At 68.9% G+C, this 11988-nt stretch carries 8 protein-coding genes; 2 read left to right on the top strand and 6 right to left on the bottom strand.

The features are described from left to right. Window positions 1–197 precede the first annotated feature (197 nt). The 5 genes from acnA to VD972_RS17560 all read right to left on the bottom strand — a co-directional run bounded on the left by acnA (window position 198) and on the right by VD972_RS17560 (window position 8079). The gene (gene acnA, locus VD972_RS17580) at window positions 198–2930 is read right to left on the bottom strand and encodes an aconitate hydratase AcnA (RefSeq protein WP_324988501.1); all 2733 of its coding nucleotides are present in this window, start codon (window positions 2928–2930) and stop codon (window positions 198–200) included. Window positions 2931–3086: 156 nt separating this feature from the next. Next, window positions 3087–4301 carry a cardiolipin synthase ClsB gene (clsB, locus tag VD972_RS17575; protein WP_414654078.1) on the bottom strand — a complete coding sequence of 405 codons (1215 nt, stop codon included), beginning with the start codon at window positions 4299–4301 and terminating at the stop codon, window positions 3087–3089. A gap of 196 nt (window positions 4302–4497) precedes the next feature. Further along, window positions 4498–6132 carry an FHA domain-containing protein gene (locus VD972_RS17570; RefSeq protein ID WP_324988497.1) on the bottom strand — a complete coding sequence of 545 codons (1635 nt, stop codon included), beginning with the start codon at window positions 6130–6132 and terminating at the stop codon, window positions 4498–4500. A gap of 7 nt (window positions 6133–6139) precedes the next feature. Then, on the bottom strand, window positions 6140–7063 hold the full coding sequence (locus VD972_RS17565) for a WYL domain-containing protein (protein ID WP_324988495.1): 924 nt from the start codon (window positions 7061–7063) through the stop codon (window positions 6140–6142). Further along, window positions 7060–8079 (bottom strand): WYL domain-containing protein, encoded by a 1020-nt coding sequence (locus tag VD972_RS17560; RefSeq protein ID WP_324988493.1) that lies wholly within the window; start codon window positions 8077–8079, stop codon window positions 7060–7062. The genes VD972_RS17565 and VD972_RS17560 overlap by 4 nt, the downstream gene beginning before the upstream one ends. Window positions 8080–8355: 276 nt before the next feature. Between VD972_RS17560 and VD972_RS17555 the strand changes: the two genes are divergently transcribed. Then, window positions 8356–8823, top strand: a complete 468-nt coding sequence (locus tag VD972_RS17555) for a hypothetical protein (RefSeq protein WP_324988491.1) — start codon at window positions 8356–8358, stop codon at window positions 8821–8823. Window positions 8824–8916: 93 nt separating this feature from the next. On the opposite strand, the gene proB is transcribed toward VD972_RS17555, so the two are convergent. After that, window positions 8917–10044, bottom strand: coding sequence for a glutamate 5-kinase (gene proB, locus VD972_RS17550; protein ID WP_324988490.1), 1128 nt, complete (start codon window positions 10042–10044; stop codon window positions 8917–8919). 124 nt (window positions 10045–10168) lie between these two features. On the opposite strand from proB, the gene hflX reads away from it, so the two are divergent. Then, on the top strand, window positions 10169–11821 hold the full coding sequence (hflX, locus tag VD972_RS17545; protein WP_324988488.1) for a GTPase HflX: 1653 nt from the start codon (window positions 10169–10171) through the stop codon (window positions 11819–11821). The last annotated feature ends 167 nt before the right edge of the window (window positions 11822–11988 follow it).

Here is an 11988-nt window from a genome sequence, read left to right as displayed (position 1 = left end):
GCATCCACTCCAAGCAGGCCATCGGCTTCGAGCCGGACTGGCCCATCCGCCGCCAACGCGCCGCCATTGACCGGTGGCAGCAATGGTGGACAGACCACCGCGGCTCGCGTCCCTTTCGCAGGTAGATCCAGAAACACAACGGCCCGGTGTCCCTCGAAGGGCGCACCGGGCCGCCTGTCACACTCCCGCTCGGCGTACTACGCCTTGGCCAGCTGGCGCAGTACGAATTGGAGAATCCCGCCGTGGCGGTAGTAGTCGAGCTCGTTCGGCGTGTCGATGCGGCACAGCGCCTTGAACTCCTTCGGGCCGCCCTCGCCATCGGCCTTCACCGTCAGCATCTTCTGCGGCGCCAGCCCCTCGGCGATGCCCATGATGGTGAACGTCTCGTGGCCCGTGAGCCCCAGCGACTGCGCGTCCTGGCCGGCCTCGAACTGCAGCGGCACCACGCCCATCCCCACCAGGTTGGAGCGGTGGATGCGCTCGAAGCTCTTGGCGATCACCGCCTTCACGCCCAGCAGCTGCGTGCCCTTGGCTGCCCAGTCACGGCTGGAGCCCGTGCCGTACTCGGCCCCCGCCAGCACCACCAGTGGCGTTCCCTCCTGCTGGTACTTCATGGACGCGTCGTAGATGCTCATCCGCTCGCGCGTGGGGATGTGGACGGTGACGCCACCCTCCACTCCCGGCACCAGCAGGTTCTTCAGCCGGATGTTCGCGAACGTGCCTCGCACCATCACCTCGTGGTTGCCGCGCCGCGCGCCGTACGAGTTGAAGTCCTTCGGCTCCACGCCCTCGGCCATGAGGTACTTCGCCGCCGGGCTGTTCTTCGCGATGTTGCCCGCCGGGGAGATGTGGTCCGTCGTCACCGAGTCGCCCAGCAGCGCCAGCACCCGCGCCCCGTTGATGTCCTTGAGCGCTCCCGGCTCCTTCGGCAGGTTCTCGAAGAAGGGCGGCTTGCGCACGTAGGTGGACTTCGGATCCCACTGGAAGGTGTTGCCCTTGCTCACCTGGAGCTGCTGCCAGAGCGTGTCGCCCTCCATCGCGTGCGAGTACTGCCGGCGGAACTGGTCCGGCTTCACCGCCGAGCGGATGAGCTCGCTGATCTCCTCGTTCGTCGGCCAGATGTCCTTCAGGAACACCGGCTTGCCGTTGCGATCATGCCCCACCGGCTCGGTGTCCAGGTTCCGGTTCACGTCCCCGGCCAGCGCGTACGCCACCACCAGCGGCGGCGAGGCCAGGTAGTTCATCCGCACGTGCGGGTTGATGCGGCCCTCGAAGTTGCGGTTGCCCGAGAGCACCGCCGCCACCACCAGGTCGCCCTCCGTCACCGCGTTGGCCACCGGCTCCGGCAGCGGGCCCGAGTTACCGATGCACGTGGTGCACCCGTAGCCCACCACGTGGAAGCCCACGCCCTCCAGGTACGGCAGCAGGCCCGCCTCCTTCAGGTACTCCGTCACCACGCGGCTGCCCGGCGCCAGGCTCGTCTTCACCCACGGCTTCGGCGCCAGCCCATGCTCCACCGCCTTCTTCGCGAGCAGGCCCGCGCCGATCAGCACCGCCGGGTTGGAGGTGTTGGTGCACGAGGTGATGGCGGCGATCACCACCGCGCCGTGGCCGACTTTGTAGCTCTGGTTGCCGTGCGTCACCGTCACCGTCTGCTGCAGCCGCTCAGGCGGCACCGGCGCCGCGGGGGCCTTCGCCTTCCCGCCGCCCTCGTCGTCCTCGCCCTTGCTCTTGCCCGCCGACAGCATCTCCCCCAGCGACTTCTCGTACGCGCCCTTCATCTCCTTCAGGGGCACGCGGTCCTGCGGCCGCTTCGGGCCCGCCAGGCTCGGCACCACCGTGGAGAGATCCAGCTCCAGCGTGTCGGTGAACACCGGTTCCGGAGCTCCCTCCACGCGGAACAGGCCCTGCTCCTTGCAGTACGCCTCGGTGAGTGCCACCACTTCCTCGGGACGCCCGGTGAAGCGCAGGTACGCCAGGCTCTCCTCATCCACCGGGAAGAAGCCGATGGTGGCACCGTACTCGGGCGCCATGTTGGCGATGGTGGCCCGGTCCGGCAGCGACAGGCTCTTGAGCCCGCTGCCGTAGAACTCGACGAACTTGCCCACCACGCCCTTCTTGCGAAGCATCTGCGTCACGGTGAGCACCAGGTCCGTCGCCGTGGCGCCCGCCGGCAGCTTGCCCGTCAGCTTGAAGCCCACCACCTGCGGAATGAGCATGGTGATCGGCTGGCCCAGCAGCGCGGCCTCGGCCTCGATGCCACCCACGCCCCAGCCCACCACGCCGATGCCGTTGATCATCGTCGTGTGGCTGTCCGTGCCCACCAGCGTGTCCGGGAACACCACGCTGCCACTGCGGAACGTCACCTGCGCCAGGTACTCCAGGTTCACCTGGTGGCAGATGCCGATGTCCGGCGGCACCACCCGGAAGCCCTTGAACGCCGTCTGGCCCCAGCGCAGGAACGCGTAGCGCTCCCGGTTCCGCTCGAACTCCAGCTCGGCGTTCTCCTTCATCGCCGCCGTGGTGGCAAACGTGTCCACCTGCACCGAGTGGTCGATGACGAGGTCGGCCGGGTTGCGCGGGTTGATCTTCGCCGCATCCCCGCCCATGGCCCCCAGCGCCTCACGCATGGCCGCCAGGTCCACCACCGCCGGCACGCCCGTGAAGTCCTGCAGCAGCACACGCGCCGGGTGGAAGGAGATCTCCGTGTCCGGCGTGGCCTTCGGATCCCACGCCAGCATCTTGTCCACGTGCTCCTTCTTCACCACCCGCCCGTCCTCGTGACGCAGCAGGTTCTCCAGCAGCACCTTCAGCGAGAGCGGCAGGCGATTCACCGCCGCGTTCGCCTTGGCCAGCTTGCCCAGGCTGTAGAATTCGTACGTCGCCGAGCCCACCTTCAACTGGCTCTTCGTGCCGAAACTGTCCGTCATGTGCGTTCGCCGTCCTTCCCGTACCGATTCGCGGGTTTTCTAAGCCCGCACAGGGCGGCATGCAAAGAGTTCCTGCGCTCGCGTCGAGGGGCGGACGATGAACCTCCCAGGCGTGCAAGTATTTGATATCCTGGGACTTTCTGTCCCAACACTCGCTCAGAGGATCTTCCGGAAGAAGTACACCATGCGCTCGAAGAGCTTCTGCCAGAGGGGCCGGCGACGGAACTCCTCCAGGCGCACCTCGCGGCAGCTGCCGCAGTCATTGCGGAACGAGTCCTCCAGCATCCGCCCCAGCTGCGGATCGGCGAAGACGGCGTTCACCTCGTGGTTGAAGGCCAGGCTCAGCCGCTCCAGGTTGAACGAGCCCAGGGTGCCCCACACTCCATCCACCACGGCCGTCTTCGCGTGCAGCACGCCGCGCTGCCACTCGAAGATTCGCACGCCCGCGCCCAGCAGCTTCTCGTAGAAGGCGCGCGTGCAGTGCTCCAGGAAGGGGTGATCGCTGCGGCCATTGAGCAGCAGGCTCACCTCCACGCCGCGCTGGGCGGCCTCGCGCAGCACCGCCACCATGCGCCGATCCGGAACGAAGTAGGCCGCGGCGATCAGCACGCTGCGCCGCGCGCGGGCAATGGCGTGCAGGTAGGCCCGGTGGATGCTGCGGCGGCTGGAGAGCACCGTGAGACACACGCTGCCCTGGGGCGGTGCCGGCCGCCTCATCCGCTCCAGCCGGTGCAGCCGGTGGCGGACACGATCCAGCCCGTCCTGGAAGGCCATGCGCCAGGTGGCCAGGAAGCGGCGCTCGATCTCGTGCACCGCCGGGCCTTCAATCCGCAGCACGTCGTCGCGCCAGCCCGCCCCCTGCCCCACTGGCGCCCAGTGCGCGGAGATGTTCACCCCGCCCACGAAGGCCACCTTCCCATCCACCACGAGGATCTTCCGGTGATCGCGCCGCAGCAGGTAGCGCAGCCCGCGGCTCAAGCTGACGGGCTTGAAGGGGCGGATGTCCACCCCGCGCTGGCGCAGCGACTCGAAGAAGCTGCGGCGGCTCGTCCACGAGCCCACCGCGTCATAGAGCACCTTCACGTGGACACCGCGCTCGGCGGCCTCGGCCAGCGCCTGGCCGAACAGCTCGCCCACCGCGTCGGTGATGAACATGTACGTCTCGAGGCGGATATAGCGCCGCGCGCCGCGGATCGCCTGCAGCATGGCCGGGTACGCCTCCACGCCGTCCTTCAACAGCTGGCAGGCGTTCCCCTGGAGGACAGAGTGGCTGCGCGGCAGGTAGAAGCGCGCCAGCAGCCGGTTGGGGACAGTGGGGCTCCAGACAACCTCATGCGCGGGAATCGGGCAGTTCCCCCGGGCCGCCTTGATGTTGGAGCCTGACTCGGAGCCTGACTCCGTCCGCGCCGATCGCTCTTCGATCCGCGCCAGCCCCGCCTGCTCGGTCCCCACCCCCTGCTCGTACATGGCAAGGGTAGGGTGCGGATGGTCCGGCAGACCGGCAACCCGCCGTCAGGCCCGCTGGCCCCGCGCGCCGCTCTACGGTGTCGACTGCCCGACGGCCTGGCTAGAACCCGTACTCCGCGCGCTTGTTCTCGGCGTGCGTGGCACACGGCTGGTCATACTCCGGGAAGTACCCCCGGATGTGATCCAGCGTGTCCCGGGCGTTCTTGAAGTTGCGCTGGTTGTAGTAGCCCTCGGTCTCCAGCAGCAGCTTGGCGCACGTCTTGTCCAGTTCCTGCTGCGCGTCCTTCATCCGGTCCCTCGACTCGAAGTAGAGATCCGGCTTGGGCTCGGGGTGGGCCTCCAGCAGCAGCCACGCCTCACGGAAGGACTTCCACGCCTCGTAGCGGTTGCGCGCGCCCACATCCATGCGCTCGAAGTTCAGCCGGCCGCGCGAGTAGGCCTCGCGGGCCTTCGCCACCAGCTCATTCGGCGGAAGATCCGGCAGCAGCGCCTTCTCCACTCGCACGTTCCAGATGCGCCACTCGTCCTCGGCGGGCGGGTTCTTCGTGTTGTCGAAGACGATGCGGTTGACCTCGCCCTTCTTGAGCAGGTTGGGCGGGATCATCATCTCCAGCGGGCGATCGCGGCTGGCCAGCGTGTCCGCGGGGACCTGGCCCACGTCCACGCCGTTCACCGTCACCACCACCTCGCCCTGGGAGATCCCCTGCGCCTGGAAGTGCAGGATGACGACGGCGCGCGTGGCGGCCGCGTACTCCCAGGTGAAGTTCTTCAGATCCGCCTTTGGCCAACGAATGCCCTCACCCAGGCCGAACGAGTCTGGGATGGCCTTGTTGCTGAGCTCCATCGGCTCTGGCCCGCGACCGGGCCCTCCGGTCGTGTCCTGGCTGATCACGTAGTAGTACGCCGTGGCCACGAGCCCGAGCACCAGCACCCCGCAGCCGGCCAGGATGGCTCGGCGCACCTGCGCGCTGGCCTGGAGCCAGAAGAGCTTGAGCTGGGCGATGCCGCCCGGAGACTCGCGCTTGATGCGAGCGCGCTCGGCGGCGGACAGCCCTGCCGCCTTGCCCGGCGCCGCACGCTCCACCGCCCCGCTGCTGCCCGACATGCGCCGAGGCGCGGGCGAGGACGGCGCGGCGCGCTCGATGGCGGCGGAGGGTCCAGAGCTGCGGGGCACGGCGGAGGAAGAGCCGCTCGTGCGAGGGACGTTGCCCGTGGATGGGCGGTTCGGGCGGACCGCGGGCAGAGCCCGGGTGGCGGACCGCTGGATCTTGTCCAGGTTCTCCGGATCCGCCTCCGCGCCCTCGGGCTTCAGCACCTCGCCCTTGTTCTTCGCGCGCGGCTTCACCTGGTCCTTGGAGACGATGCGCGTGCTGCCGGCATCCGTCGCCGGCTCGGCCGGCTCGGCTCCCCCGTCGGTGCTGGGCTCCTCTCCGAGCTCTTCCGCCAGGGCTCCGAAGACGAACACCACCGGCCCCAGTGTCAGCTGATCCCCGTCCGCCAGCGCCTGCTTCCGGGTAATGGAAGCCCCGTTCACCTTGGTGCCATTGGAGCTGCCCATGTCCTCAATGAGGATCGCGTTGCCCTCATTGAAGATGCGGCAGTGCTTGCGCGACACCCCGGCGTCGTAGAGCACGACGTCGCACTCAGGCGTGCGCCCGATGAGCACGGAGTCCTGATCGAACTCGAACTCCTTGCCCGCGTCCTTGCCCTCGGCGATCTTCAGCTGGAAGCCCATGGAATCCCTAGAATCCTAACGAGGCTTGGGCGGCGCGGGCAACGGCTGCGCGCGCGGAGGCGGGTTCTACCACCTCGGCCTCGCCTCCAAACGACAAGACCCACTGCGTCAGCCAGCGCTCGGAGTCGCTCACCACCCGGACCTCGACGCCTCCGTCGGGCAGCGGCCGAGCGTCCGATCCGAAGCGCTCGGTGACATAGGGCGCCACGAGCTTGGAGAAGCGCACCCGGACGCCTGCATCGGTCCGGGCCGGGTTGGGCACCGCCGCGCGCGCGTTCTCCGGTGGCTGGAAGGAGGTGTCCGTGAGGGCCAGGCCCTCCATCCGGTCCAGGCGGAACAGCCGCGCGTCCTGCCGGGTGTGGCAGAAGCCCTGGAGGTACCACTGCCCGCGGTGGCTGAGCAGCTCATAGGGACGCACCCGCCGCGGCTCAGAGGGACGGCCCGGGCTGGCGTAGTCGAACATCACCTCGCGGCGCTCGAGGATGGCGCGGGTGAGCGGCCCCAGCGACTGCGGAGCTTCCGAGGAGGCATCGATCTTCCGGTACATCTCCCGGTACCGCTCGCGCGCGCCGACAGGGAGGATCTTCTCCAGCTTCTGCACGGCGCTCTGGAGCGCATCCCCGGCGGCCGGGCGCAAGAGCTCCGCGGCGGCGGCCAGGCCCGCGGCCTCCCCGGCCGTCAGGCGCGGCGGGCGGGACAGGCGCTGGTCCAGGTCCACGTAGACGCGATCATTGTCCACGTAGATGTCCACATAGTCGTCCGGATTGAAGGGCGGCCGGCCCACGCAGGTGAGCAGGTCCAGTTCCTCCAGCAGGTCCTCGCGCTTGACGTTGAGGGCCTTGGACAGATCATCCACCGTCACGCCGGGGTGCTTGGAGACGTAGGGCACGAGGAACAGCAGGCGGCGAAGCCGCTCGTGGACAGTGCTCATGCGCTCACCTTCCTCTCTTCGGTGGCGGCGTGGCGCTCGAGGATGCGCGAGGCCATCTCACGCACGCGGGTGACGGCGGGCTCGGGAGACTCCACGCGGCAGTCGGGCCCGAGCGCCAGGCAGAAGCGCAGCAGCCCCTCCAGGTACGTCACGCTCAGCCGGGCCCGGACGCGATCCTCGGCCGGCTCGACCGTGGCGCCGGGGAAGAGGCTCGCGGCGCGCGGGGCGGCGTCTCCGCGCAACAGCAGCGTGACTTCCATGGGCTCGTGGAAGCGGTGCTGCCACGGGTAGTAGGCCACATACGCGTCCAGCGAGAAGCCGGCAGGCACCTCGAAGTCCGGCGTGCGCGGCCGGGCGGTGTTCATCTTCAGCTCGCGGATGCGGTGCACATGGAAGGTGCGCAGGCCCTGGCGCAGGTGGCAGTAGCCCACGACCGTCCAGACGCCGCGCCGCAGCGCCAGGCCGTACGGATCCACCTTGCGGTCCGTCACCTCGGCGCGCTTGGGCGAGCCATAGGAGATCTGCACCCACTTGTGCGAGGCGCAGGCCTCCCAGAGCTGCTCCAGGCGGGCGGAGAGCTCGGGATCGCTCTGCGCGGAGCCCACCTCCATGCGCACGCGCGGCGAGGGCAGCGCGTCCCCGGCGAAGAAGCCAATCTTGCGCAGCGCGTGCGCCAGATCGTCGCGCCCGGGGAAGGCCCCCGAGGCGAGCGCGGCGCTGCCCGCGGCATACAGCACGGCGAGCTCCTCCTTGGTGAGGTTCGCCTCGGGCAGGTAGTACGCGCTGCGGTCGACGATGTACCCATCCTTCCGGTCGTCGTCGCCCTGGATATAGGTGAGCGGCAGGCCCAGCTCGAGCAGCTCCGCCTTGTCGCGCTCGAACTTGCGCTCGGCGGCATCGTCCGAGATGCCTCCGTAGTCAGCGGGGAAGTGCTCACGCAGCTCGGCCCACGAGATGGGCTCGCGCGCGTCAAGCAGCAGGGCAACCAGATCCAGGAGGCGTTCCGTGCGTTCCATGTCGGGAGGCCGGCGACGATGGCGAATCCGGGTACGCGGGGTCAAGGCGGGCATGGGCATCGGTCGGTTGGACGGCGGGTGCAAGGCAGGTGGGTCTGGATCGGATATCCACACCTGACTGAACACGCAAGCAGGTAAATCCAAGTGGGCGACTTGCCTACAGCCAGCAAGCAGACAGTGGTGGGGCAAGGGGGACTCGCTCTCCGGCCGCGTCTGGGTTATTCCTTACACCCAGGGCCGGCATTGGCGCGAAGGTTGCTTTGACGAGGACTCACCGTGAACCGCACCTCCCTTCTCAGAAGTGTGCTCGTCGGGCTGGCGTTGGTGGGCCTCACCACTTCCCTCGTCCCAGCCACGGCGCAGGCCGAGCCGCTCTACTTCGCGCTGGAGGTGCGGCGCGAGGGGCGGCTGGTAGCCCAGCCCAAGCTGCTGGGTGAGACGGGGCGAACGCTCCGGGCCGAGCGCCGCAAGCCGGGCGCCACCCAGCCGGACTACCAGCTGGTGCTCACGCCGATTCTCGAGGGAGACATGTACCATCTCTCTCTGGAGCTGGCGCTGCCGGAGCTCCGCGGTCACTCGGAGCTGGCGCTGCTTCACGGCCAGCAACGCAAGCTGCAGCTGGGCAAGGCTCCCGGCGAGCTCGAGGTCTCCCTGCTGCTGATGCGAGTGGACTCTCCCGAGTTCCGGGCGCTCATGGACCTGGCAGACGACACCGCCACCGGTGGCGGTCCCCGACCCATTTGACGTCCCACTGCTGGGACGGCTGATCCCACTCCTGGGATTCATGCGGGCGTACGTGCGCTCCCCTGCCCCCCGTCAATCTGTCACGTCAGAGGCCTAGAGCACCGCCAGATCGTCACGGTGCACGGCCTCGTCAATGTACCGGTAGCCGAGGATGGACTCGATGTCGGAGCTCTTGCGGCCGGCGATGCGGCGCAGCTCACTCTCCTCATAGGCGCTGAGCCCGCGGGCGAAGATGGTGCCCTGCTCGTCCACCAGGTCCACCGGATCGCCTCGGCCGAAGTCTCCCTCCACCTGCTTCACGCCCGAGGGCAGCAGGCTGCGCTTGCTGCCGACAATGGCCTCGCGCGCCCCCGCGTCCACGACGAGGCGGCCCTTGGGCCGCAGGGCATGGGCGATCCAGGCCATGCGGGCGCTGCGGCGGTTCTCGGCGGCCTCGAAGAGTGTCCCCATGGGCTGCCCCTGGAGCACCGCTCGTAGCCGGCCGGGCACGGCCCCGGAGGTGATGACGCAGCGGATGCCGCGCTCGGCCACGCGGGCGGCGGCGCGGACCTTGGTGGACATGCCTCCGGTGCCCACGGTGCTGCCACTGCCGCCAGCCAGGGCGAGCAGCTCCGGCGTCACCGCGTCCACCTGCTCCAGCAGCTTCGCCTGGGGATCCTTGCGCGGGTCGGCCGTGAAGAGCCCCTCCACATCGGACAGCACCACGAGCACGTCGGCCTCGACGACGCCTGTCACCAGGCTCGCCAGGGTGTCGTTGTCGCCGAACTTCAGCTCGTCCACGGAGACGGTGTCGTTCTCGTTGATGACGGGCACCACGCCCGCCTCGAGCAGCTTCTCCAGGACGTGCTTCACGTTGAGGTAGCGCCGCCGGTCCTGCACGTCCTCGTGGGTGAGGAGGAGCTGCGCCACGCGCTTGTCCGCCCTGCCGAAGGCATCCTCGTACGCCTGCATCAGGCGGCTCTGGCCTACCGCTGCGCAGGCCTGCTTGCCGGGAATATCCTTGGGGCGTGCGGGCAGCCCCAGCCGCTCCACACCCAGGGCAATGGCGCCGCTGGATACCACCACCAGCTCGCGGCCTTGAGCAGCCCAGAGCAGATCCTCGCTCAGCGCCTCGAAGTGGGCGCGGTTGAAGCGTCCGGTGGCGTTGGTCAGCGCGTTCGTCCCAATCTTCACCACCACGCGCCGGGCGGCGCGTACGGCCTCTCGTCCCGAAGTGCTCACGGGCCGGAGATTAGGCTGGAAGCCAGCGCGCCGCGCGTGTGTTCACACCTGTCCCCCTTTTTGGCTCCGGAGCCGTGAATCCGGACCGGCGAGCCCTTAGAGTGAGGGGGAGGAGACAGAAGATTTGAAGGAAATCTACGGCAACACCCTGGGCCTCAAGCCGAGCGAGCAGCACCGCCTGCGCAACACCTACCGCCGCCGCGTGGCGCCCCACGAGATCGTCTCTCCAGAGCTCGCCCGTCACCTCACCGAGCTGTCGAGCGAGACGAACCGCCAGGTCGGCGTCCTCATCAACCGCAAGGGTGAGATCGAGTACGTGGTGGTGGGCAATGCCCACAAGCTTGAGCTGCCGGACATCGGCCGGGCCCGTGCGGGCCAGGTGCGTCTGCGTGGCCTGCGGCTGGTGCACACGCACCTCAAGAGCGAGCCACTGACGAAGGACGACCTGACGGACCTCGCGCTGCTGCGCCTGGACCTGGTGGCGGCGGTGGGCGTGGGCCGTGAGGGTCTGCCCGGAGTGCTGCACTACGCGCACCTGGTGCCGGAGAACGGCGCGAACGAGTTCTGGCGCGTCTCCACGCTGCCCGGCGTCCACGCGGACCAGCCGGATCTGGTGGACACGCTGGAGGCATTGGAGGAGGAGCTCAACCGGAAGGCGGCCGCGCGCGCGGTGGGCGGGCGGGAGAGAGCCATCCTGGTGGCGGTGTGTCTGGATGGAAACCGCGGCCGGGCCGAGGCGAGCCTGGCGGAGCTGAAGGAGCTGGCGCGCACGGCGGGCGTGGAGGTGCTTGACAGCGTGCTCCAGGTGCGCCGCGACCCGGACCCGCGCTACCTCATCGGCCGCGGCAAGCTGGAGGACCTGAACCTGCGCTCCATGCAGTCCATGGTGGACCTGCTCATCTTCGACAAGGATCTGACGCCCTCGCAGGGTCGGCACATCTCCGAGGCCACCAGCCTGAAGGTGCTGGACCGCACGCAGCTCATCCTCGACATCTTCGCGCAGCGTGCGCAGAGCTCGGAGGGCAAGCTGCAGGTGGAGCTGGCGCAGCTGAAGTACCGGCTGCCGCGGCTGGTGCAGAGCGACGACTCGCTCAGCCGGCTCGCGGGTGGCATCGGCGGGCGCGGCCCCGGTGAGACGAAGCTTGAGATCGATCGCCGCCGGGTGCGCGAGCGCATTACCCACCTGGAGAAGCGCATCGACGCCATCTCGCGGGAGCGCAGCGTGCGGCGGGCCCAGCGCAACCGACGCGAGCTGCCCGTCATCTCCATCGTGGGCTACACGAACGCGGGCAAGTCCACGCTGCTCAACGCCATCACCAATGCGCAGGTCCTGGCGGAGAACAAGCTCTTCGCCACGCTGGATCCCACCAGCCGCCGCCTGCGCTTCCCACGGGAGCGTGAGGTCATCATCACCGACACGGTGGGCTTCATCCGGGATCTGCCCAAGGATCTGGTGGCCGCGTTCCGCGCCACGCTCGAGGAGCTGTATGACGCCAGCCTGCTGCTGCACGTGGTGGACGCGGCGGACGTGGCCCGTGACGAACAGGTGGAGGCGGTGGAGGGCATCCTCGGCTCACTGGGGCTGATGGAGAAGCCGCGCCTCATGGTGTGGAACAAGGCGGACATGATGTCGACCGAGGACGTGGAGTCACTGCTGCGCTCGCGCGGCGGTGTGGCCATCAGCGCGGAGAAGCGCGAGGGCCTCGCGGCCCTGCTCACCAAGGCCGACACCACCCTGTTCGCCGAGGGCGCCTCCGAGGCCCTCGGCGCCTTGTAGGCGCAGCGGAGATCTCCCGGCCAAGCTGGGGCTCCAAGACGTGCGCAGCCTGCAACGATCATGACGGCTCGGAGCTCGTCCCGGTGAAGGACGCGATCAACCAGGCCCTGTCGCGCTCGTGCGCGGGGAAGATCGATGTCATCGGCCACTCCATGCACGTACGTCAA

The sequence above is a fragment of the Hyalangium sp. genome (assembly GCF_035629615.1).
Classification (GTDB): domain Bacteria; phylum Myxococcota; class Myxococcia; order Myxococcales; family Myxococcaceae; genus Hyalangium.
The sequence above is the reverse complement of the archived record's forward strand: the minus strand, read 5'-3'. Positions and strand labels throughout refer to the sequence as shown.

Coding starts and splice junctions, on each gene's coding strand:
- acnA (WP_324988501.1), bottom strand. CDS start 2,930: ATGACGGACAGTTTCGGCACGAAGAGCCAGTTGAAGGTGGGCTCGGCG.
- VD972_RS17565 (WP_324988495.1), bottom strand. CDS start 7,063: ATGAGCACTGTCCACGAGCGGCTTCGCCGCCTGCTGTTCCTCGTGCCC.
- VD972_RS17560 (WP_324988493.1), bottom strand. CDS start 8,079: ATGGAACGCACGGAACGCCTCCTGGATCTGGTTGCCCTGCTGCTTGAC.
- VD972_RS17570 (WP_324988497.1), bottom strand. CDS start 6,132: ATGGGCTTCCAGCTGAAGATCGCCGAGGGCAAGGACGCGGGCAAGGAG.